Raw genomic sequence first — 23797 nt, 5'->3', positions numbered from 1 at the left:
TCCTCCTTTTTTATAAATCTATTATTTAACATCATATAGGAATTATGGCAGGAACGGCAAGAAAAAACTACTGTTGTCCACAGCAGTTTTGTTAATAAATCCCTCGTTTTTCCATATAGTCATCAATTAATGTTTCGATTTGTTGTTCGTTCGGCTTTTCTCCTGCAAAAGTGAATGTTAATTCATCAACCAACACTCCATCCCGGTATACGTGCAATGCCCCTTTTTGATGAATGACGCTATATTCGATGTCGAATATATAGCCATCTCGCTCCATTGCCCCCATATCGTTCACCACCTTTTTATCAAACAGGATATGTTTTATATTGTTTCATTTCCGTTCGTATTTCATACTGTTATAAGAATTTGCTCCTATGGACGCACGACGATAGTCCCTTTTATAATAATACAAGGCTCGACAAAAAAAACGAGATGCATAAAGGGGAGAAACTGGCTGTGTTCAAAACATTGCGGACGAAACTCATCGTATTAATGGCATTGTTAATGATTGTTTCATTAGTGGCTACCCAGATTGTCGGGGTCGTTGAAACGAAAAAAATGATCCAGCAAGATGCCGAAAAACGTGCGCAATCCATTATAAAAAGGACAGTTGGGGATGTTCGTGACAGTTTTCAAAGCGAGGAAAATAGTTTGTTGCAATTTAGTGAATCACCTGTTGTAGCGAAAATGATCAAAGATCGCCATTCATGGCCAGCGCTTGACCAAGAATTTCACACGTTTTTAAAAACCCACGAAAATGTTCAACTTGCTTATATTGGAACGGCTGATAAAAAAATGTATACGACGCCGGTAGCACAGCTGCCTGACGGTTATGATCCAACATCGCGTCCATGGTATAAAAAAGCGGAAGAAAATCCGGACAAAGTAATTTGGACAGAGCCTTACGTCGATGCAATAACAGGGAAGAATATTATTACATTGGCCAAGGCGGTAAAAGAAAGTGGTCGTATTGTTGCTGTACTAGGAATTGATATGACATTAGATGAAGTTACAAAAATTGTAAATGATATTGATGTTGGCTATCATGGATATCCAGTATTAGTTGATCAAAACGGGATTGCCGTTGTGCACCCGCAATATAAAGGAAAAGATATGTCGAAAAACGCTGCTGTCAAACATATGTTGAAAAATAAAAGCGGTTTATATACATATACGCTTGAAAACGAAAAGCGCCTTATGTATTTTGCGACTATTCCTGAGCTAGGATGGAAAGTTGGTACCGTATATAAAGAGAAAGATTTATTTGCTGTCAGTCGGTCGATTGCCACAAAAATGATGATCATTACAATTGTTGCTGTACTTATTGGCATCATCGCTATTTATTTTCTCGCCCGCTCCATCGTCAAGCCGGTAGTTGCACTTCAACACCAAGCGGAAAAAGTGGCGGAAGGCGATTTAACGGTGCACGTCCAAGTAAAATCAAAAGATGAAATCGGACAATTAGCGAATCATTTTAATCAGATGATTTCACAAATGCGGGCGCTGATCCACCAAGTCAATGAATCGGTAGCGGAACTAGCGGCTTCCGCTGATCATCTCAGCGCTGTTTCTGAGGAAACAATGGCGACAAGCGAACAAGTTGCAAGCGCCATTAACGATATTGCGAAAGGAACGACAGAGCAAGCAAGCGATTTAGACACGATCAATGAACGAACTACAGCGCTTTCGAAGCAAATTGAAACAGTTACGCAATCGGCGACAAATATGCAAACATTATCGAATGAAACAAAAGAAGCTAGTTATAACGGGCTGGAAAATTTGAATGTGCTGCAATTAAAATCGGATGAGGCGAAAAAAGAACTATTGGCGGTTGAAAAAGTGATGAACGACTTAGTAGAAAAAATGAAACAAATCGATGAAGTGATCCAAACGATTACCGCTATTTCTGGACAAACGAATTTGCTTGCTTTAAATGCCAGCATCGAAGCGGCAAGAGCGGGAGAACATGGAAAAGGATTTGCCGTTGTAGCGGAAGAAGTGCGTAAGTTAGCGGAACAATCAGCAAAAGCAACAGAGTTAATTCGTCAAACGATCGCTATGATTCAACAACAAGTCGATCTAGCGATGCAAGCGGTTAGTTATTCTAAAGATATGTACGAACAACAGCAGCAAGCTGTCCATACAACAGGGGATTCATTTGTAAAAATTACGGCAATGATGGAAGAATTAACGGCGGCTGTTGCTAATATTACAGATGAAGCAAACCGGATGAACGAAAGCAAAGATGTCGTGATCGAAGCAATGCAAAATATTTCTGCCATCGCTCAGCAATCTGCAGCAGCTACAGAGGAGGTGGCAGCATCAGCTGATGATCAGCTGCAAGCATTGAGCACAGTGACGGAATCGGCAGAAAAATTAAGTGACATGGGAAGACAGTTACAAAAATTAGTCGAAAAGTTTAAACTATAGTCTTTGCTTTATTCCATTGGTCATTCTGCGGCAATACATATGTGTTGCCGCTTTTTTTCTTATGTTTTTAAACTCAATTAAAAAAAATAAGTATTATGTGACGATTTTTAGTTTTTAATCATCGATTTTAATGAATAATAATGTTAAAATATAGATTGGAAACGTTTATAACGTTATTTCTTTGTTTATTTGGGAACAATGGATGCGAGCGGGTATCATCTCCGCTTCGTATTTACGCTATGCGTGCGAAGCCGGCACGCAATCATCCCAAATAAATGAAATAGTTGGAGGTTTTTCATAATGACAAAGCAAACGATGCACTACGCAGAACCATGGAGTCAATTTTATGGCCCAAACCTTGGATACGTGATGGAAATGTATGAGCAGTATCTAGAGGATCCGGACAGCGTAGATCCCGAATTGAAACAATTGTTTAAGGAGTGGGGAGCACCGACAACGGAAGCAGAACGGTTTGATCATAGTGGGAGTGTCGCAAAAACTTATCAAACGTTCCGGCTTCCTGAGAATCCAACTATATTTAGCAAACTTGTTGCTGCTGTAAAACTAGCTGATAAAATTCGCCATTATGGCCATCTAGCAGCGGATATCAACCCATTAAATACCCAAAATAAAGATACGCGCCGTCTTGAATTAAGCGAATTTGATTTAACGGAAGATGATTTAAAACAAATTCCTGTCGCATTTATTTGTCCGCATGCGCCTGCGCATGTGAAAAATGGATTGGATGCCATTAACCATTTGCGGAAAATCTACACGGATAAAATTGCTTTCGAATTTTCACAAGTACATAACTTGGAAGAAAGAAATTGGTTAATTAGCCAAATTGAATCAGGAGCATATTACCCAAGTCTGACAAACGAAGAAAAAGTGGCGCTGCTCCGCCGCCTTACGGAAGTGGAAGGGTTTGAAAAGTTCCTTCATCGTACGTTTGTCGGACAAAAACGTTTCTCGATCGAAGGATTAGATTCGATGGTTCCACTATTAGACGAACTTATCCGCCATTCCATTGAAGAAGAAGTGAAAGCGGTTAATATCGGCATGGCGCATCGCGGCCGCTTAAACGTGCTTGCTCACGTCCTTGGAAAGCCATATGAAATGATTTTTGCTGAGTTCCAACATGCGGAAAGTAAAGATTTCATTCCGTCGGAAGGATCGGTAGCGATTACATATGGCTGGACGGGAGATGTGAAATATCATTTAGGGGCAGCCCGCCGTCTTCGAAACAAAAATGAACATACGATGAGAATTACATTGGCAAACAACCCAAGCCATCTAGAAGTGGTTAATCCTGTTGTTTTAGGGTTTACGCGTGCTGCTCAAGAGGATCGCACGAACGCGGGCGTGCCGTCTCAAGATACCGATTCGTCGTTTGCTATTATGATTCACGGAGACGCGGCATTTCCTGGGCAAGGAATTGTAGCCGAAACACTAAACTTAAGCCGTTTGCAAGGATATCAGACAGGCGGATCGATTCATATTATTGCGAATAATATGATCGGTTTCACAACAGAAAGCCATGATTCTCGTTCTACGAAATATGCATCTGATATTGCAAAAGGTTTTGAAATACCGATTGTGCATGTGAACGCCGACGATCCGGAAGCATGTTTAGCAGCGGCGAACCTTGCGTTTGCCTATCGTAAGCGTTTCAAAAAAGATTTTGTTATCGATTTAATTGGCTACCGCCGTTTCGGTCATAACGAAATGGACGAACCGATGGCGACAAACCCAACAATGTATAGCATTATTCAACAACATCCAACCGTTCGTCAACTTTATGCGCAAAAGTTGATTGAAAAAGGAATTGTTACTAAAGAAGCTGTAGAAGAGATGGAACGAGAAGTTGCGGAACGATTGAAAATCGCGTATGAAAAAGTTCCAAAAGACGAGTCAAAACTTGATTTTATCATGGATCCGCCGAAACCGGTAGCATGCAAATTGCCATTTGTAAAAACATCGGTAGAAAAAGATGTATTGCGCCGGTTGAATAAAGAACTGTTGCAGTTTCCTTCTGATTTCCATGTATTTAATAAGTTAGAACGCATCTTAAAGCGCCGTGAAGGCGTGTTTGACGGCAAAGGGAAAATTGACTGGGCGCACGCGGAGATTCTTGCCTTTGCAACAATTTTGCGTGATGGTGTTCCAATCCGTCTTACTGGTCAAGATTCACAGCGCGGTACGTTCGCCCAACGTCATCTTGTGTTGCATGATATGAAAACAGGTAAAGAATTTGTTCCGCTTCACCATATTAGCGATGCGAACGCTTCATTCGTTGTTTACAATAGTCCGCTGACAGAAGCGGCGGTGCTTGGTTACGAATATGGGTATAACGTCTTTGCGCCGGAAACGCTCGTTTTATGGGAAGCACAATTTGGCGATTTCGCGAATATGGCGCAAGTGATGTTTGATCAGTTTATTTCATCTGGACGGGCAAAATGGGGGCAAAAATCCGGTCTTGTTATGTTGCTTCCACATGGGTATGAAGGACAAGGTCCGGAACATTCAAGCGGTCGTTTAGAACGGTTTTTACAACTAGCAGCGGAAAATAACTGGACGGTCGCTAATTTATCAACTGCTGCTCAATATTTCCATATTTTGCGTCGACAAGCCAGCATTTTACGGTGGGAGGAAGTTCGCCCATTAGTTCTGATGACGCCAAAAAGCTTGTTGCGCCATCCGTTAGCGGCATCAGATGCGGAAGAGTTTACGAATGGTCAATTCCATCCTGTGCTTGAACAAAAGGGACTTGGCGAAAACCGTGAAAAAGTAGAAAGAATTATTTTAAGCACTGGAAAATTGACGATTGATTTGGCAGAACAAATCAACAAAATGGAAGGGCTAGACTGGCTTCACGTCGTGCGCGTAGAAGAATTGTACCCATTCCCGAAAGAAGAACTCCAAGCAATTTTTGCTCGCTATCCAAACGTAAAGGAAATTGTATGGGTTCAGGAAGAACCGCAAAACATGGGAAGCTGGTGTTATGTCGAACCGAGATTGCGTGAAATTGCTCCAGAAGGAGTAGATGTAAGCTACATTGGCAGACGCAGACGGGCAAGCCCTGCAGAAGGTGATCCTGTCGTTCATCGAAAAGAGCAAGAGCGTATTATTCAATGTGCATTAACGAAAAAAGAGCAATAATGCAAGATTTGAGGAGGGCATCAACGTGGCTGAAGTCAAAGTTCCAGAATTAGCAGAATCTATTACAGAAGGGACCATTGCGCAATGGTTGAAAAAACCTGGTGATCATGTAGAAAAAGGTGAATCGATTTGCGAATTGGAAACGGATAAAGTGAATGTAGAAATCATGGCTGAGGAATCAGGAGTATTGCAACAAATTTTAGCAAACGAAGGCGACACTGTCGCAGTAGGCCAGGCTATTGCAGTGATCGGCGAAGGACAGGAAGCTGCGCCTAGCAATCAAGAAGAACTAAAACAAGCAGCACCAGAAAACCTACAAGCGACAAACGTGCAAGCAGAGAAAACCGAAAAACAGCCGTTATCGGCTAGTCAGCCGACGCAGCGTCCGATTGCTTCACCGGCGGCGCGAAAAATCGCGAGAGAAAAAGGAATCGACTTGACGCAAGTTCCTACCGTTGACCCGTTAGGACGGGTTCGTAAACAAGATGTGGAATCATTTGTGCAACAACAATCAAAACCACAAGCAACCCTAACAACACCGGTTCAGCAACCGACTCCATCAGTAGTGAAGCAAGATGATGGGAAGCCAGTGATCCGTGAAAAAATGTCACGCCGTCGCCAGACAATTGCTAAACGCTTATTAGAAGTGACACAATCTACGGCGATGTTGACAACGTTTAATGAAATTGATATGTCAGCTGTCATCGAATTACGAAAACGGAAAAAAGATAAATTTTTCGAAGAACACGACGTGCGTCTTGGATTTATGTCTTTCTTCGTTAAAGCAGCTGTGGCAGCATTGAAAAAATATCCTTATGTCAATGCCGAAATTCAAGGTGACGAAATTATTTTGAAAAAATACTATGACATTGGGGTTGCTGTTTCAACGGACGAAGGCTTAGTCGTTCCAGTGGTGCGCGACTGCGATCGGAAAAACTTTGCCGAAATCGAAAGAGATATTGCTGAATTGGCGGCAAAAGCGCGCAGCAATAAACTATCGCTAAGCGATTTGCAAGGAGGAACGTTTACCATTACAAACGGCGGGGTATTCGGTTCGCTCTTCTCTACTCCGCTTCTTAACGGACCGCAAGTTGGTATTTTAGGCATGCATTCGATCAAGCTTCGTCCGGTTGCGATTGACGAAGAACGAATCGAGAACCGCCCAATGATGTATGTGGCGCTATCATATGACCATCGAATTATTGACGGAAAAGAAGCAGTCGGCTTCTTAAAAACGGTAAAAGACTTGATCGAAAATCCAGAAGACCTTCTATTAGAAAGCTGATAAAAAGGAGGCAGGCTCCAAAAAACGCTTTTGGAGCCGCCTCTTTTTTCGTTCATGGAAAATAACGCGCAGCTGTGAAAAGGAATGATTCGTTCGATTTAAATGAAAAATAGACATAAAAGGAGGGATAAGATAGATGCCAGAGCGGGGAAGAAACGATCATCCTCATGATTTTCATTTCGATGGAGAGCGCGAGGGAATCCTAAATGACGCGCTCGCGACAGAAGGGAATACATTAGGAGTGCGAAGCGATATAGACCCGTTGCAGCTGTCTACTCAAAAAAATTCGTTTCATGTAGCGAAAGTAAATGTAGACGAAAAAATGAAACAATTTCGTTCATTAATGGATGGGGAAAACAGAGACTGATTCAAAAGCAAGGGTTTCCCAAACGCGATCGCTTTTGGGAAACCCTCTTTTGATCGAAATTAGCTTATTTTCACCAGGTCCGGTACGGCAGTGATCCGGGCGGGGCGTGCATGATGAGCTGATAAATCGGAATGGCATACGCTATCACGGAAAGGGCGATGGAGACACCGATCCAGAATGACCATCTTTCCAGAATTCGTGGTGGATGTTCCGCTTGTTCGTTGACAACGCCAATCGGGTATTCGATTGTTTTTTCGGACTTCGGTGCCAGGAACAACAAATTGAACCAGATATACAGTACCAGTACGATGGCTACAAACAGGATGACGCCTCCTAGAGCGATTACCTGGTTGTAAGAAAGCCATGTAACAGCAAGTTCATGTCCACCGTAAGTGGAGTAACTGGTGCGCCGAGGTGCGCCAAGGAGTCCGACAATATGCATAATCACCGCCATCAAGAACATGCCGATTGCCCAAAGGACTGCCTGGACGATGGCAAGCCTGTTCAATTGTTTCGTGAAAACCCGTCCGGTCAAGACTGGAATCAGCCAGTAGGAAATAGCGAAGAATGTCAATAATACTGTAGATGCGATTGTCAGATGGAAATGGCCTGTGACAAACCATGTATTATGCACCATCTGGTTCAGCTGGTAACTCGCATTAATGATGCCGCCGGCCCCAGCCGGTATGAAGATGATCATGCCCATGACGGCAGTGAAAAAGCGGGCATCCTTCCACGGCAGTTTTTTCACCCATCCGAACAGTCCTTTTCCGCCGCGGGACCTTCCAGCCAGTTCAAATGTCGCTAAAATTGCGAATGCCGTCATCAAGGACGGGATGACAACCATCATCGTCAAAATGACCTGAAGAAATTTCCAGAATGATCCAATTCCCGGTTCGTTCAATTGGTGATGGAAGCCGACTGGAACTGAGAATAAAATAAACAAGATAAATGTCAGCCTTGGAAGCGAGTTGCTGAAAATTTTACCGCCAACGACCTGTGGAATGTTGACATACCAATAAATATAAGCTGGCAGAAGCCAGAAATAAACGAGTGCATGACCAAAATACCAGAACAATGTCCGGCTCAAGCTGACATTCACCCGATCAACGATGCCGAATGACCACGGAATAAGCTGGAAGACTACTTCAATGGCGACAAACAAACTGGCGTGAAGCCACAAGATCAACGTCGCCACAGCCATATAAGCGAATAACGGAGAGGATTGATTTTTATGATTTTTGCGCCAGCGAATGTATGTTGCAAAGATTCCGAAAGCGCCGAACCAGCTTCCCACGATCAGCAGTGCAGTACCTATGTAAAACCACGGTGAGGCTTTCATTGGTGCATAAAACGTATACAGCACTGTGCTATCGTTCGTTAGAATAGTAATTGTAGCCATAACGGTTCCGACAGCCATCAAATAAAATCCGATCCAGCCGAGTATCCTTGCGGCAGGCGTAAGTTTGCCGTCAAGTGTGCGCGCAACCCCTGAATATAGATAACCAATAATGAAAAACGTTGTAAAAACTAGTGCAAGCAGCACGCCATGTGCTGTGAGCAATTGATAATAGTTCAGCCAATTCGGTAATTGAATCCAGCCGCTCCGTTGCGTGACCTGCAGCAATCCGGCAATCGCACCAAGAAAAACAGCAAAAAAAGAAAATCCAATATGCGCTAAAATTAGATTGGAATCTTTCTTTTCAAATCTGAAATCGGTAAAAGCGTTGTTACGTCCGCCAGTTTCAGCGATAGTATCGTTCGTGCTCATGTTTCATTCCCCTTCCTTACACCGTGTCTTTCACAATGACTCTTCCGTACATCACCTGATGGCCGATTCCGCAATACTCATGGCACACAAACAGAAATTCTCCCGATTCGTTGAATGTCTGTGTATATTCCGCAACATGCCCCGGTATAAGCATCAAGTTGGTGGTTGTGCCTGGTATCATGAAGCCGTGGACAACATCCTTGCTTGTGATCTGAAAATGGACTGTAGCCCCTTTAGGAACAGTGATGGTATTAGGATTATAGCCGAATGTGTAGGAGATGATCGTTGCCCTGTATTCGTTCGGACCGATTTTTTTCAGTCCGGGGCTGTTAAATGGAGCAGCCGTTTCCACGTTTTCCGGTTCCATTTTCATTTTCATGCCGTTAGGCGGATGAAGCCCCATCGAGACAGCCATGATTCCTGTGACAAGGAGAAAAACGATCAAAGCTCCTGTTCCGACGGCCAGCCAGATCTTTTCGTATTTAGGCATATGCAGCATACTGTTTTCCCCTCATTTCTAAACTTTAGTGATATAAAGATAAAAAACAACGAGCCATAACAGTAAGATGAAAGCTCCAATAATAAAAACGCCTACAAACGTCCCTTTTAATCTTTCATTATAGGCGGCTGCTTCCTTATCTTTTGTACGGTTATCCATTCAAGCCTCTCCTTTCTGCAGATCAAACCGTAGACTAGCATCAGTATTGACAGGACAGAATTTTTTATACATCCCAAACGTTGAATTTGGAGCCATTCCTCTTTTTTGAAAGAGAATGTTGTTGATTTTTCCAGTTAAACCTCTCGGCTTTTTTATTTGATTAAAAACCAACATAAATTTAACAGAGCCAAAAAACAAAGGAGAGCACATATATACGTGACTAATATGTGTTCTCCTTTTATTAAAGGGCCATTTCTTGGGTACAATGTTTTGGACCAATAACGATTTCTTTAAATAAATAACCCTGAATTTAAGTAAATTCCTTGAACATAGTGCATAGGATAATTTATAAATCTGCGAAGGAGTGAGAAAAATGTACTATGTTCCTTTTATGTATCCATATCCTTATTATATTAACGTACCAATGTATAACTATGGAAGACAGCCTGTTTACTGGACTATTCCTAATGAGATAGGGCATGCTAAACGATTGGGTTTTTTACAATCATCAAAGGGAAGAGATAAAATTGAGTTAAAAGATTATGGACCAAAACCGTTTGTAGTTAATATCAATGCGGCTGCGAAGCAAAACAATACGTATCGTACCGCTTTATGGACAGGAAAACATTTGCAAGTTACATTGATGAGTATCAATGTTGGAGAAGATATTGGTTTGGAAATTCACCCTAACGTTGATCAATTCTTACGTATTGAACAAGGTCAAGGAATTGTTCAAATGGGCAAGAGTAAAGATAATTTAAACTTTGAAAGAAAAGTCTATGATGACTCTGCCATTATGATACCTGCCGGAACATGGCACAATGTAATCAATACAGGTAATATCCCGCTAAAACTTTACTCGATATACGCACCTCCACAACATCCACGCGGTACTGTACATGTAACAAAAGCCGATGCTATGGCAGCTGAATAAAACTACTGTGAGTAATAAAAAGAAGAACGTGGTTGCAAAAATATATTATTAGAATTGTTCTTGCGAAGTTGGAGAACTATTCAATTAATGAGAGCGATGCTTAATAAGGAGCATCGTCTTTGCTATTTTAACAAATGCATAATTCTCAAGAACCCGTCTATTTTAATTAAACTATCCCGAAATTTAGTGTTTTCATCATTTGTTGGTGTCGCATAGATGCGGAATGGTTGGCTAACGGATGGCGATAGTTGAACAAGACATACAAAAAAGACCGATTGATTTCGGTCTTCTTTCTGTGGTTTAAAAATCAACATTAGAATTTAACAGAGCCTTTTTGAAAAAAGCGATGCATATCAGCGTATCACTTCTTTAGATAGAACAAGAGATTTGTACGGCATTATCCCCTACAGGTATACAGCGAAAAAAAAGAACATTTGGTATGATGTTGGATTCTACTCGGGAGGGAATTTTTTGTGGCAAAGAAAGAACAACCCCCTTTTTAATATACAAGAAAGAAGGAAAAGCACTAAAATGCAGCGAATAACTTTAAATAAAAACATGTATAACTGAGGAGGAAAAGCTATGGAGTTGCGCTTGTCGGGGAAAACAGCACTTGTCGTCGCGTCCAGTCAAGGTCTTGGTAAAGCAATTGCCCGTCAGCTTGTGCTCGAAGGGGCAAATGTCATGATTACAAGCCGAAATGAAGAGAAGCTGCAAGAGGTGGAAAAAGAATTACGTGATTTACATAAAGGACAAGTCGCCCACCTTCAAGCAGATATTACGAAGTCAGAAGATATTCGTCGTCTTGTGCAAAAAACGGTAGACATTTATGGAACCATCGATTTATTGGTGAACAACGCCGGGGGGCCTCCTGCGGGAACGTTTGAAACGATTAGCGACGAAGATTGGTATCATGCGTTTGAATTGAATTTGCTTAGCTATATTCGCATGATTCGGGAAGCGCTTCCGTACTTAAAGAAAAAAGGAGGAAAAATTGTCAACATCGCTTCTTCCTCCATTAAAGAGCCGATTCCGGGGCTGCTTTTATCCAATACATTCCGCACTGGCATCGTCGGTTTGACGAAAACATTAGCTTTTGAATTCGCGCCGTACAATATTTTAATTAATACGGTAGCGCCAGGTCGAATTGCGACAGAGCGGGTTGCATTTTTAGACAAAATCAATGCGGAAAAACTGGGAATTTCAAAAGAAGAAATGGAAGCGCGTATGAAAAGTATGATTCCTCTTGGCCGTTACGGCACACCGGAGGAATTTGCCAACGTCGTTACATTCCTTCTTTCAGAGGCAAACACATATATCACAGGGCAGTCTCTTATTGTTGACGGCGGGATGGTAAAAGCGATTTAATATAGTGCTATGAGGAATTCAATCGAAATACAGCCGTTTTTGAAAAAAGAAAGATAGCGCCTTGGTTCATTTCCAAGGTACTTTTTTATGTTATGATAAACATGATCCATTCAAATGCAGGGAGGGGAAGAAGACAATGAAAACAATCGGCTTTATCGGTCTTGGTGTAATGGGAAAAAGCATGGCTCGCAATTTGCTAAAAGCAGGTTATCCTCTTCTTGTTTACTCACGAACAAAAGAGAAAGCGAACGATCTTATTGAAGAGGGAGCAGTTTGGAAAGAAACAGTTGCTCAACTTGCAAAAGAAGCGGATGTTGTCATCACAATGGTTGGATATCCAAAAGATGTGGAGGAAGTATATTTTGGAGAAGAAGGCATACTGGCAAACGTAAAAGAAGGTACATATGTGATTGATATGACCACATCTACTCCGACGCTTGCGGAAAAAATTTATCAGGCGGCGAAAGAACGAAATGTTTATGCGCTTGATGCTCCCGTTTCAGGCGGAGATATTGGTGCGAAAGAAGGAAAATTAACGATTATGGTTGGCGGAGATGAAGAAGTATTTTCCGCGTGCAAACCGATTTTAGAAAGATTGGGAACGAACATTGTTCATCAAGGAAAAGCAGGTGCTGGCCAACATGCAAAAATGTGCAATCAAATCGCAATTGCATCGAACATGATTGGCGTTTGCGAGGCGCTTGCCTATGCGAAGCGTTCAGGATTGGATCCGTTTAAAGTGCTAGAAAGCATCTCCCAGGGAGCGGCGGGAAGCTGGTCGCTGAGCAATTTAGCCCCTCGCATGCTTTCCGGTGATTTCAAGCCGGGCTTTTATGTGAAGCACTTTATTAAGGATATGAAAATTGCGCTAGAAGAAGCAGAAAAAATGAATTTGCAACTGCCAGGACTTGCGCTTGCGAAATCGATGTATGAAGAGCTGGCAAAGGCAGGGGAAGAAAACAGCGGCACGCAAGCTTTATATAAGCGATATATCCAAGAATAAGCAGACATCATCTTTATAGATGATGTCTTTTTTGTTATTTATCTAAAAATATTGAATATTTTTATAAATAGGGGTATAGTAAAGATAAGATTACATACTAACCGGTTAGTATAGAAGGGATGGGAAACAATGGATTTTTCGTATTCACCAAAAGTCAAAGAGCTGATTAAAAAGTTAAGCGCTTTCATGGAAGATTACATTTATCCAAATGAAAAGGTGTATAAGGAACAACTAAACGCACAAGAATCGAGATGGTCTGTTCCATCGATTATGGAGGAATTAAAGGCGAAGGCGAAAAAAGAAGGACTTTGGAATTTATTTTTGCCGGACAGCGAATACGGGGCAGGGCTGACGAACTTGGAGTATGCGCCGCTTTGCGAGATCATGGGGCGCTCGTTGATTGCGCCGGAAGTATTTAATTGCAGCGCTCCTGACACAGGAAATATGGAAGTGCTCGTCCGCTACGGCACAGAAGAACAGAAGCAAAAATGGCTGATTCCGTTATTAAACGGGGAAATCCGTTCCTGTTTTTCCATGACAGAGCCAGATGTTGCCTCCAGTGATGCGACGAACATTTCTGCAAGCATTGTCCGCGACGGCGACGAATATGTTATTACTGGACGGAAATGGTGGTCGTCAGGCGCTGGCGATCCGCGCTGCAAAGTCGCGATTGTCATGGGAAAAACGAACCCGGATGCCCCAAAACACGAACAGCAGTCGATGATTATTGTTCCGCTCGACACGCCAGGAGTAAAAATTGAGCGGATGCTTCCGGTGTTTGGCTATGACCATGCCCCACACGGCCATGCAGAAATTACGTATGACCATGTCCGCGTCCCGAAAGAAAACATTATTTGGGGAGAAGGAAAAGGATTTGCCATTGCCCAAGGACGCCTTGGCCCGGGGAGAATTCATCATTGCATGCGGCTGATCGGAGCGGCCGAGCGGGCGCTTGAGTTGATGTGCCAGCGCGTGCAAAAGCGAGTCACGTTTGGCAAACCGATCGCAGAACAAGGCGTCATTCGCGATTGGATTGCCCAGTCACGGATCGAAATTGAACAAGCACGGCTGCTTACATTGAAAGCGGCATACATGATGGATACCGTCGGCAATAAAGAAGCGAGGAAAGAAATTGCCATGATTAAGGTCGTCGCCCCAAACGTTGCCTTAAAAGTGATTGACCGGGCCATCCAGGCATTTGGCGCCGCTGGAGTCAGCGATGACTTCCCGCTTGCCGCTCAATGGGCGAATGCGCGCACATTGCGCCTTGCCGACGGGCCGGATGAAGTGCATAAAGAGCAAATCGCCAAATTGGAATTGCGACAATATCAATAAAAAAGGAGAGAAATAGCATGCATGTACTAGATTTGTTTAAAATATCTGGAAAAACGGCGATCGTTACCGGGGGAGGGCGCGGGCTTGGCGAACAGATCGCCATCGGCTTGGCGGAAGCAGGAGCAAACGTCGTTGTATGTTCGAGAAAATTGGAAGCATGCGAACAAGTGAAAGAAAAGCTAGAACAGCTTGGCGTAAAAGCGCTTGCATTAAAATGTGATGTCACGAACCCAGAGGATGTACAGCGCGTCGTGCAAGCGACGGTCGATGAATTTGGGCAAATTGACATTTTAGTCAATAACAGCGGCGCGACGTGGGGGGCGCCGGTAGAAGAAATGCCGCTTGAGGCATGGCAAAAAGTCATCAACGTCAATGTGACCGGAACGTTTCTCATGAGCCAGGCGGCCGGCAAAGTAATGATCAAACAGCGGAGCGGCAAAATCATCAATATTGCTTCTGTCGCAGGGCTTGGCGGAACGAATCCGGAAATATTAAATACCATTGGTTATAACACAAGCAAAGGGGCTGTCATTACGTTTACGAAAGATTTGGCCGTAAAATGGGGAAGATACGGAATTCATGTCAATGCAATCGCACCGGGGTTTTTCCCAACGAAAATGTCAAAAGCCGTCCTTGAGCAAGTCGGGCAGAAAGTGCTGCAAAATACGCCGTTAGGACGATTTGGCGGGGAAGATGATTTAAAAGGAGCGGTATTATTTTTAGCGTCTCCGGCCTCCGATTTTGTGACAGGATCGTTAATCGTTGTCGATGGCGGAAGCCACGCCTCAGGATCTTAAAAAAGGAGGAATGGGAAAATGAATGAAAAGAAAGCGGCGGCATTATATCCAGAGCATGTATCGTTTCAGTTTAATATTCCCAACATCACATTATGTGATATTTTGCAAGAGCGAGCCAGGCAATATCGCGACAATCCAGCATTGACTTTTTATAATAAAGTGATTACGTACGGCGAGCTTGTCCATGCGGTGAATAAATTTGCCTCGAACTTGCAGCAGCAAGGCATCCAAAAAGGTGACCGCGTTGCCATTATGCTGCCAAACTGCCCGCAGTATGTGATCGCTTACTATGCGATTTTACGAATCGGCGCGATTGTGACGCAAGTAAATCCGATGCTTGTGGAGCGCGAGTTAATCCACTTGCTGACCGATTCAGGAGCGGAAACGATCGTGATTTATGATGCCCTTTACCCACGGCTGCAGGCGGTGCGCAAAGATACGCCAATCAAGCGGGCCATCGTCGTCAGCTTCCAGCCGCCATCCTCTAGCTCCCTAGATGTGAACGATGTGACATTTGAACAGTTTCTTGCTCAAGGAAGCGGAAACGTACAGCCGGTGTCGATCGAGCCGGAGCACGATGTTGCCGTTCTGCAATATACAGGAGGAACAACAGGACGTTCCAAAGGTGCGATGTTAACTCACCGAAACATTTTGGCAAATGTCATGCAATGTGCTGAATTTTTCAAAGGAACGTATGAGGTAGGAAAGGAACGTTATTTAACTGTCATTCCGCTTTTCCACGTGTTTGCAATGACATCGGGAATGAATATGGCGATTTATGTCGGCGCCAACAACATTTTATTGCCTCGCTTTGAACTGAAGGAAGTGTTAGAGACGATTAAAGAGAAGCAGCCGACTGTGTTCCCTGGAGTGCCGACAATGTATGTTGCAATTACGAATACGCCAGGGGTGGAGCAATACGGCATTAACAGCATTAGAACGTGCAACAGCGGCAGCGCGCCGATGCCGCTCGAGCTGATGCGGGAATTTGAAGAGAAAACCGGCGCTGTCGTGTTAGAGGGATACGGTTTGTCGGAAGCATCGCCGGTAACGCACTGCAATCCACCATTTGCGGAAAGAAAACCGGGAACGGTCGGCATCGGCATGCCAATGACGGAGTACAAAATTGTCGATGTTGCCACCGGAACAGAAGAGTTAAAACCAAGGGAAGTAGGCGAACTCATTATTCGCGGACCGCAAGTGATGAAAGGATATTGGAACATGCCGGAAGAAACGGCGGTGGCATTGCGGGATGGATGGCTATATACGGGTGACTTGGCAACGGTTGATGAAGAAGGATATGTAACAATCGTCGACCGGAAAAAAGATATGATTATTGCCGGCGGTTACAATATTTATCCGCGTGAAATTGAAGAGGTGCTTTACGAACATCCGGCAGTAAAAGAAGCGGTGGCGATCGGCGTGCCAGATGAGTACCGCGGTGAAACGGTAAAAGCGATCATCGTATTAAAAGATGGAAAAGAAGCAACAGAAGAAGAAATTATCGCGCATTGCCGCAAAAATTTATCCGCCTACAAAGTGCCTCACATTGTCGAGTTTCGCGCCGAATTGCCAAAAACAAACGTCGGCAAAATTTTGCGCCGCGCTCTTCGCGAAGAGGCGCTCCGTTCAAAATAAAGAAAGAAGTGCGCTCTTCCAAAAACGGTCAAGTCATGTTGTTTGTTGTCATATCGGCTTGACCGTTTTATGATAATGGCAGGAATAAACATGACAGGAAAGGTGGAAGAGCGTGAAGGAAAAAATTATGGCGGCAAGCATTACGCTATTTGAACAAAAAGGATTTAGCGAAACTTCCATTCAAGATATTGTGGATATGCTCGGTGTGACAAAAGGAACATTTTACTACTATTTTAAAAGCAAAGAAGAATTATTAATGGATATCCATCTTCGCTATATTGAAGCACTGCTTGAAAATCAAAAGAGAATTATAGAGGATTCTACAAAAACAATAAAGGAAAAAGTGTTTGAAATCGTCTATATGCTTATTCATAACATTGAAAAACAAGGAAGACAGGCACGTATTTTTTTTCGGGAAATGAAACATTTAAATGAAGATCATTTAAAGAAAATTGTAGAAAAGCGGGATTTGTTTCGTTACAATCTGCAATCGTTAATAGAAGAAGGGATGAGAAACGGCGAGTTCCGTGACGATTTGCCGCCTTCCATTGCAGCGCTGACCGTTTTAGGAGCGGCAAACTGGAGCTACCAATGGTTTCAGCAGGATGGAAAATTGAGCGATTTCGAAGTGGCGAAAAATATGGTTTCGATTTTACTGGAAGGAATGGAGAAAAAGTAAAGAGTGCGGCTGCTTGGTGTTTGCATGCCAAGTAGCTTTTTTGAAACATACTAACCAGTCAGTAAAAAAAGGATGAATATGCCAAACACTCGTAATGGAAAGGAGAAATTGCCATGACGGCGATCATTCCTGTACGTAAAGGAGAAGAACTGCCTGTTGAAAAATTGACCGATTTTTTAAGAAAAACATTGCCGGGTTTTCCGGAGGGCACGCTGCAAGTGAAACAGTTTTCGGCAGGACGCTCCAATTTAACGTATTTGCTGTCATGCGGAGAGTGGGAAGCTGTTTTGCGGCGGCCGCCGTTTGGCCCCGTTCCGCCGAAGGCGCATGATATGAAGCGAGAAAGCACATGGCTGACGGAAATTCATCCGATTTTCCCGCTGGCGCCGAAACCGTTATTATTTTGCGAGGATGAATCGATTATTGGCAGTCCATTTTTTGTGATGGAGCGCCGCCATGGCATTGTGCTAGATACGGAGTTTCCAGCGCACATTGCCCCGACAGAAGAATTATGTCGGAAAATCTCAGAAACGATGGTGGATACGCTCGTACAAGTACATCAGCTTGATTATACAAAAACGCGTCTTGTCAAGATGGTAAAGCCTAAAAGGTTTATGGAGCGGCAAGTCCACGGCTGGATTCAGCGCTATGAGCGGGCGAAAACGGATGAGATTAAAGAAGTAGAAGCGCTGACGAAATGGCTTGTGAGCCACGTTCCGGAAAACATTGAAGCGACGATTATTCACTATGATTATAAATTAAACAACGCGCTGTTTGCCGAGGATGATGTCACGCAAATGGCCGGCTTGTTTGACTGGGAAATGTCCACCGTCGGCGATCCGCTTGCCGATCTGGCTGTGGCGATGAGCTACTGGATTGAAAAGGATGATCCGCCGCAGTTGAAAAATGGATTCGGCAGAACGCCGGTTACCGTTTATCCTGGCTTTTATACGCGCGAGGAATTTATTCGGGCATACGCAGAAAAAAGTGGACGGGATATTTCGAATATGCACTTTTATTTAACGTTTGCTTATTTTAAACTCGCTGTCATCGCCCAGCAGATTTATTATCGCTACCGCCGCGGACAGACGAATGACGAACGCTTCCATAATTTTGGAAAGTTTGTTCAGTCACTCATCCAACATGCATGGCAGCTAGCAATGCGCTGAGGTGAATCCATGGCAAAAGTACATGTCGTCTTTCGCAAAGAAGATATTGATGAAACAGCTTTAGAGAATGGGAAAGTGGCGGTTGTGTTCGATATTTTGCTCGCTACTTCCACGATTACCGCCGCACTTTCGTTCGGGGCAGCTTCCGTCATTCCGGTGCGAAGCGCACAGGAAGCGAAAGAACAGGCGAACTTGCTTCCGAAGGGCAGTTATGAACTAGTTGGCGAATATGAAGGAAGAATTATTGACGGATTTCACCACCCAGCTCCACTTTTTTTAAAAACGTTCTGTCTAGGTAAAACGATTATTTTATCAACGACAAATGGAACAGTTGCGATCCGCAAGGCGATGCACGCCAATCATCTTTACGTCGGTAGCTTGCTGAACGGACCGGCGCTTAGCGAGCATATTTGCCGGCGGCATGCATCGGAAACGATTGTCGCTATCTGCTCCGGTTCATCAGGAAGATTTTGTTTAGAAGATTTTTATGGCGTTGGTTATTTTATCTCTTGCCTGCTTCAATGCGGCGTTTCTACCCGCGACTTGTCCGATAGCGCCATGGCGGCGTGGCTCTTTTACGAAAAATACAAGACGGAAAACGCGGGGAAAACAGTGCTTGCCTCTTCACGGGTCGGACGATGGATGATAGCCCATGGCCTTGAATCAGACATCGATTATATTAATCAGCAAGGAGTGCTCTCTGTTATTCCATTTTTTCAAAAAACGGCATCGGGAGGAGAAATTCACGATGCAGCGAGGCGCTCATAATGAATATTAACGGAAGGGGAATGAGGGATGAAAGTTGTCCAATTTACGAAATATGGAGATCCGGAAGTGCTGGAAATAGTTGAGATGGAACGCCCGGTTCCAACCGGACGTCGCGTGCTTATAAAAGTGGAAGCGATTGGAGTAAACTATGCGGACACCGCTCGTCGGGAAGGGCATTATGTCGTTCCGACTCCGCTTCCGTTTATACCAGGAGCGGAAGTGGCTGGAGTCGTGAGCGAAGTCGGTGAAGATGTTACCTCTGTTCATATCGGGCAGCGTGTCGTTGCGTTAATCGAATCAGGTGGGTATGCTGAATATGTCAACGTAGATGAGCGCGGAGTGATTCCTATTCCCGATGAACTTGATTTTCAGCAGGCAGTTGCTCTTCCTGTTCAAGGATTAAGCGCTTACCATATTTTAAAAACGATGGGCCGCTTAGAAGAAGGAGAGACGGTATTGATTCATGCTGCGGCAGGGGGAGTTGGAACGCTCGCTGTTCAGCTTGCGAAAATTTTTCATGCTGGAAACATTATCGCTACGGCTAGCACCGAAGAGAAAAGAGCACTTGCTAAACAGCTTGGAGCGGATGCAGCAATTGATTATACCAAAGAAGGATGGAAGGACGAGGTTCTTGAATATACGAACGGAAAAGGAGTAGATGTGGCGTTAGAGATGGCAGGAGGAGATATTTTTCACCAGACGCTCGATTGTTTAGCTCCATTTGGACGGCTTGTCGTTTATGGTGTGGCGAGCGGTCAATTTACACGCATGAATCCAGCGCGTCTGATGGGAAAAAATTTATCTGTCATCGGCTTCTTTTTGCCGCAAATAATGAGAAAATCAGAGTTGTATCAACAAAGTTTGCAAGAATTATTGACCTATGTTCAAACAGGAAAACTGATATTGGCGATTGGCGGTGTTTATCCGCTCGAGCAAGCGGCTGAAGTACATCGTCTTCTTCAATCACGAAAAACGCATGGAAAGCTCATCCTTGTTCCATAGGGAAAGAAGAAAACAGTGAGTACGGTCAACAAGTACTCACTGTTTTTCTTTGAGATATCGTTCTAGACGATCTAGCCCTTCCTTAAGGGTATCTAGTGAATAAGCGTAAGAAAGGCGTACATATCCTTCCCCATATTCGGAAAAGGCGCTGCCAGGAACGAGCGCGACACCAGCTTTATTCACAACATCAAGCGCAAAATCGAAAGACGATTGACCGAAAGCGGAGATAGATGGAAATAAATAAAAGGCACCGCTCGGTTTTTCCACTTCCAGTCCCATTTTGATTAGACGATGGTAAGCATATTCCATTCGTTCTTTGTATTGGGAGCGCATCGTTTCCGCGTCATTTTTTCCTGCTGTTAAGGCGGCAAGCGCAGCTTTTTGAGACACAGATGATGTGCATGAGACGCTGTATTGGTGTACTTTGATCATATGTTTTGTAACGAAGGATGGAGCGAATACGAATCCGATCCGCCATCCTGTCATCGAGTGGGATTTGCTCAATCCATTAATAATGATTGTTTGTTCGCGCAACCATTTTGCGATCGAATGGTGTTCGCCATTATAAACGAGTTCGCTATAAATTTCGTCTGAGACAATCCAAATTGGCCGCCCCTTTACTAGCTCGGCGATTTTCTGAAGTTCTTGTTCGGACAGAGTGACCCCGGTAGGATTCGAAGGGTATGGGAGTACGATACAACGAGTCCGTTCATTTAAGTAAGGAGCAATTAATTCAGCAGATAGACGAAATCCGTTCGACCGTGTATCGATATATACCGGTTTTGCTCCGCATAATCGGATCAGCGGTTCGTATCCTGGATAAACAGGACCTGGCAAAATTACTTCTGTCTCTTCTTCTAAAATGGTGCGAAATGTAATGTCAAGCGCTTGGCTTGCTCCAACGGTGACAATTACTTCGTCAGAATCGTAATATAACCCGTATTTTTCAAGAATAAAATCACATGCAGCTTGGCGCAGTTCAAGAAAACCAGCGTTATGTGTATACGTTGTAAAATTATCTGTAATTGCCTCTTTTCCTGCTTCTTTTATATGTTCAGGAGTGGGAAAATCCGGCTGCCCAATCGTTAATGAAATCAAATCGGGACGGTTGGCAACCATGTTAAAAAATTTACGAATACCGGATATTTCAATATTTTTTACACGTGAATGTATAAGGTGTTCCACCAATTGCTCATCCTTCCGTTATCATCGTTTGACCACATTTTATCATGTTTAACGATTGGATGAGAATGGGGAAAATAAAAGTGAGCCGCCTCCATTTTTTCTTTGATAAATTTTGGAAGAAGCGGCTCACCTTATTATTTGACCATATGACTCGGGCGTTTCACACTCGAACATTTTTCTCTCCTTTTAAGCACCGTGTTTTTTTAGAAGTTCATTATATTGTACGGAAAGTTCTAAAAAGAGTGGCTTATTTCTCGTCATAAGTGCTTCGTCAATCTTTTCCATCAATTTTTGTTTTTGAAACTGGAATATTGCTTGTTGTAATATTTTTTCCGCGAGCGGACCATAATTATTTTTTTCTTCCATTTGGCTAGGTAAAATAGCACCTTCGTGAGGATATTGTTTTTCGTACATATGTGATTCCTCCCCTACTTGGGAACAAATAAGTTCCCTTTTTTATATTATCCTTGTTTTTGATCAAAAAGTAAAGAAATTTTTAAAATTTTCATAAATATTCCTTAATATTTTCTACACCATGCATATCCCTTTTTTGTTGGGATGAAGCCTATTTTCGGTTATCATATGTAGAGGAAAGTAGATTATAGATCGTAAGGTGATTCGCATGATTCGGACATGTGTCATTACAAAAGAATTTGAGGTTATCTATGATGTTCCGCTTTCATATGTAAATAGTCCAGATGTTTCATGGTATTGGGTTGATTTTCATGAACCGACTGAGAATGAAGCAAAGTTGTTGGCTGATTTTTTCCACTTCCACCCTCTTGCGATTGAAGACTGTTTAGAATATGTACAACGCCCAAAGCTTGATTTTTATGATCGGTATTTATTTGTTGTTTTGCATGCCATTGATGGAAATTCGCTCGAAGCGGAGGAAGTCGATTTATTTGTCGGGCAAAATTTTGTCGTTTCTTTTCATAAGCAATCAATTCATGCTGTGAATGAAGTATGGACACGAATCAAAAACGATGAAGATTTCCAGCAAGGACCTTTTCATGTGATGTACCGTATTATAGACAAGCTTGTCGATGATTATTTTCCTCCGATTTATCATATTGAAGATGTATTGAATGAATTAGAGGAAAACACAAACAATGAGGAGATTCAAGACATTATCGAAAAAGTATTTGATATTCGCAGTGACTTATCGAAGCTAAGAAGAACGATTGTACCGATGCGCGATTTGCTATACCGAATTATTCATTCCGACCGTTTTCAGCGTATGAAGGAGCGCCAATTATATTTTCACGATATTTACGATCATCTGCTGAAACTGGTGGAAATGATTGAAACAAATCGCGAAATTACGTCTGATATACGTGATAGTTATTTGTCGCTTACCTCGAACCAGATGAATACGATTATGATGACATTAACAGTAATTACGACGATTTTTATGCCATTAACGTTCATTGCCGGTATTTATGGAATGAACTTTGATAATATGCCGGAATTGCATTGGAAGTACGGTTATTTTATGGTTCTTGGGGTGATGGCGGTCATTACGATTTTGATGTTTTTTTGGTTTAAACGGAACGGTTGGTTCCGATTTCTTAAAAATAATTATAAAGATAAGGAATGACGGAAACGTTTGATTGAATCTTACAGTGTGTATAAATGGAATTAAGGACTATGCGAAGGAGAGATAAAATGAAGCGAATTGCTGTCATTGGGCAGTCAGGAGAAATCCCCGATGAGGTACGACATGTTGCGGAGGAAGTAGGGGCGGAAATTGCGAAGCGAAATGCCGTTTTATTAACAGGCGGGGGAAGCGGTGTGATGGAAGCGGCATCGAAAGGAGCGAAAGAAGCGGGAGGAATTGTTATTGGCATCTTAGCTGGAGATCGTATTGATGTTGCAAATGATTATATCGATATCCCCATTACAACAGGTCTTCATTTTGATTTCCGAAGCCTTATTCTTGTTCATTCTTCTGATGCGCTGATTATGATTCGTGGCGGAAACGGAACATTGGGCGAGTTATCCGCGGCATATATGAATAAAAAGCCGGTTATTATTATCGAAACGACTGGCGGTTGGGCAACGAAAATAAAAGAAGTTGCTTATGAAGGCGGCTATTTAGATGAACGGCGTACGGTGGAAATCGCGTTCTGCCATTCGGCCAAGGAAGCGGTAGAACTTGCTTTTCAACGAATCGAGGCGCCGATCGATATAACAAGAAATACAGGACGAATAGGCGATTAATCGATGTGAACGATTGTATGAAACAG

At 43.1% G+C, this 23797-nt stretch carries 22 protein-coding genes; 16 read left to right on the top strand and 6 right to left on the bottom strand.

Annotated features, from left to right (window positions below; all coding sequences use genetic code 11):
• Positions 1-91 precede the first annotated feature (91 nt).
• Positions 92-286: a YbxH family protein gene (locus QSJ37_RS06590; protein WP_062677478.1), complete on the bottom strand. Its 195-nt coding sequence runs from the start codon at positions 284-286 to the stop codon at positions 92-94.
• 170 nt (positions 287-456) lie between these two features.
• Here QSJ37_RS06590 and QSJ37_RS06585 point away from each other — a divergent pair, with 170 nt between their 5' ends.
• The 4 genes from QSJ37_RS06585 to QSJ37_RS06570 all read left to right on the top strand — a co-directional run bounded on the left by QSJ37_RS06585 (position 457) and on the right by QSJ37_RS06570 (position 7241).
• Positions 457-2430, top strand: coding sequence for a methyl-accepting chemotaxis protein (locus tag QSJ37_RS06585; RefSeq protein ID WP_285754422.1), 1974 nt, complete (start codon positions 457-459; stop codon positions 2428-2430).
• Between the two features lie 300 nt (positions 2431-2730).
• Positions 2731-5589 (top strand): 2-oxoglutarate dehydrogenase E1 component, encoded by a 2859-nt coding sequence (locus tag QSJ37_RS06580; protein ID WP_285754421.1) that lies wholly within the window; start codon positions 2731-2733, stop codon positions 5587-5589.
• Between the two features lie 25 nt (positions 5590-5614).
• A complete protein-coding gene (odhB, locus tag QSJ37_RS06575; RefSeq protein WP_285754420.1) occupies positions 5615-6874 on the top strand; it encodes a 2-oxoglutarate dehydrogenase complex dihydrolipoyllysine-residue succinyltransferase in 1260 nt (419 codons plus the stop codon).
• Positions 6875-7010: 136 nt separating this feature from the next.
• Entirely contained in the window at positions 7011-7241 is a 231-nt protein-coding gene (locus QSJ37_RS06570) for a hypothetical protein (protein WP_285754419.1), read from the top strand.
• 70 nt (positions 7242-7311) lie between these two features.
• Here QSJ37_RS06570 and QSJ37_RS06565 read toward each other — a convergent pair whose 3' ends face one another.
• Genes QSJ37_RS06565 through QSJ37_RS06555 form a run of 3 tightly spaced genes read right to left on the bottom strand, consistent with a single transcriptional unit; the run spans position 7312 to position 9670 of the window.
• Positions 7312-9012: a b(o/a)3-type cytochrome-c oxidase subunit 1 gene (locus QSJ37_RS06565; RefSeq protein WP_285754418.1), complete on the bottom strand. Its 1701-nt coding sequence runs from the start codon at positions 9010-9012 to the stop codon at positions 7312-7314.
• 16 nt (positions 9013-9028) lie between these two features.
• A complete protein-coding gene (locus QSJ37_RS06560; protein ID WP_285754417.1) occupies positions 9029-9511 on the bottom strand; it encodes a cytochrome c oxidase subunit II in 483 nt (160 codons plus the stop codon).
• A gap of 18 nt (positions 9512-9529) precedes the next feature.
• Positions 9530-9670: a cytochrome c oxidase subunit 2A gene (locus tag QSJ37_RS06555; protein WP_285754416.1), complete on the bottom strand. Its 141-nt coding sequence runs from the start codon at positions 9668-9670 to the stop codon at positions 9530-9532.
• A 373-nt stretch (positions 9671-10043) separates the two neighbouring features.
• Here QSJ37_RS06555 and QSJ37_RS06550 point away from each other — a divergent pair, with 373 nt between their 5' ends.
• The 10 genes from QSJ37_RS06550 to QSJ37_RS06505 all read left to right on the top strand — a co-directional run bounded on the left by QSJ37_RS06550 (position 10044) and on the right by QSJ37_RS06505 (position 20363).
• On the top strand, positions 10044-10604 hold the full coding sequence (locus tag QSJ37_RS06550) for a cupin domain-containing protein (RefSeq protein ID WP_285754415.1): 561 nt from the start codon (positions 10044-10046) through the stop codon (positions 10602-10604).
• Positions 10605-11186: 582 nt separating this feature from the next.
• The gene (locus QSJ37_RS06545; protein WP_285754414.1) at positions 11187-11972 is read left to right on the top strand and encodes an SDR family oxidoreductase; all 786 of its coding nucleotides are present in this window, start codon (positions 11187-11189) and stop codon (positions 11970-11972) included.
• 136 nt (positions 11973-12108) lie between these two features.
• Positions 12109-12975, top strand: coding sequence for an NAD(P)-dependent oxidoreductase (locus tag QSJ37_RS06540; RefSeq protein WP_285754413.1), 867 nt, complete (start codon positions 12109-12111; stop codon positions 12973-12975).
• A gap of 129 nt (positions 12976-13104) precedes the next feature.
• Entirely contained in the window at positions 13105-14310 is a 1206-nt protein-coding gene (locus QSJ37_RS06535) for an acyl-CoA dehydrogenase (RefSeq protein ID WP_285754412.1), read from the top strand.
• Positions 14311-14327: 17 nt separating this feature from the next.
• Entirely contained in the window at positions 14328-15107 is a 780-nt protein-coding gene (locus QSJ37_RS06530; RefSeq protein WP_285754411.1) for an SDR family oxidoreductase, read from the top strand.
• 18 nt (positions 15108-15125) lie between these two features.
• Complete coding sequence (locus QSJ37_RS06525) at positions 15126-16745, top strand: long-chain-fatty-acid--CoA ligase (protein ID WP_285754410.1); 1620 nt, start codon at positions 15126-15128, stop codon at positions 16743-16745.
• Positions 16746-16857: 112 nt separating this feature from the next.
• Entirely contained in the window at positions 16858-17424 is a 567-nt protein-coding gene (locus tag QSJ37_RS06520; RefSeq protein WP_483313582.1) for a TetR/AcrR family transcriptional regulator, read from the top strand.
• Positions 17425-17537: 113 nt separating this feature from the next.
• Entirely contained in the window at positions 17538-18593 is a 1056-nt protein-coding gene (locus QSJ37_RS06515) for a phosphotransferase family protein (RefSeq protein ID WP_285754409.1), read from the top strand.
• Positions 18594-18602: 9 nt separating this feature from the next.
• Positions 18603-19361, top strand: coding sequence for a 2-phosphosulfolactate phosphatase (locus QSJ37_RS06510; RefSeq protein ID WP_285754408.1), 759 nt, complete (start codon positions 18603-18605; stop codon positions 19359-19361).
• 27 nt (positions 19362-19388) lie between these two features.
• Entirely contained in the window at positions 19389-20363 is a 975-nt protein-coding gene (locus QSJ37_RS06505) for a quinone oxidoreductase family protein (protein ID WP_285754407.1), read from the top strand.
• 36 nt (positions 20364-20399) lie between these two features.
• Here QSJ37_RS06505 and QSJ37_RS06500 read toward each other — a convergent pair whose 3' ends face one another.
• Together QSJ37_RS06500 and QSJ37_RS06495 are read right to left on the bottom strand one after the other, a co-directional pair.
• Positions 20400-21548: an aminotransferase A gene (locus QSJ37_RS06500; protein WP_285754406.1), complete on the bottom strand. Its 1149-nt coding sequence runs from the start codon at positions 21546-21548 to the stop codon at positions 20400-20402.
• Between the two features lie 186 nt (positions 21549-21734).
• Positions 21735-21962: an IDEAL domain-containing protein gene (locus QSJ37_RS06495; protein ID WP_285754405.1), complete on the bottom strand. Its 228-nt coding sequence runs from the start codon at positions 21960-21962 to the stop codon at positions 21735-21737.
• Positions 21963-22170: 208 nt separating this feature from the next.
• On the opposite strand from QSJ37_RS06495, the gene corA reads away from it, so the two are divergent.
• Both corA and QSJ37_RS06485 read left to right on the top strand, forming a co-directional pair.
• Positions 22171-23148: a magnesium/cobalt transporter CorA gene (gene corA / locus QSJ37_RS06490; RefSeq protein ID WP_285754404.1), complete on the top strand. Its 978-nt coding sequence runs from the start codon at positions 22171-22173 to the stop codon at positions 23146-23148.
• A gap of 68 nt (positions 23149-23216) precedes the next feature.
• Positions 23217-23771, top strand: coding sequence for a TIGR00725 family protein (locus QSJ37_RS06485; protein ID WP_285754403.1), 555 nt, complete (start codon positions 23217-23219; stop codon positions 23769-23771).
• Positions 23772-23797 lie beyond the last annotated feature (26 nt).

The sequence above is a fragment of the Parageobacillus sp. G301 genome (assembly GCF_030268025.1).
In the GTDB taxonomy this organism is placed as follows: Bacteria; Bacillota; Bacilli; order Bacillales; family Anoxybacillaceae; genus Parageobacillus_B; species Parageobacillus_B toebii.
This window is presented reverse-complemented; position numbering and strand designations above follow the sequence as displayed.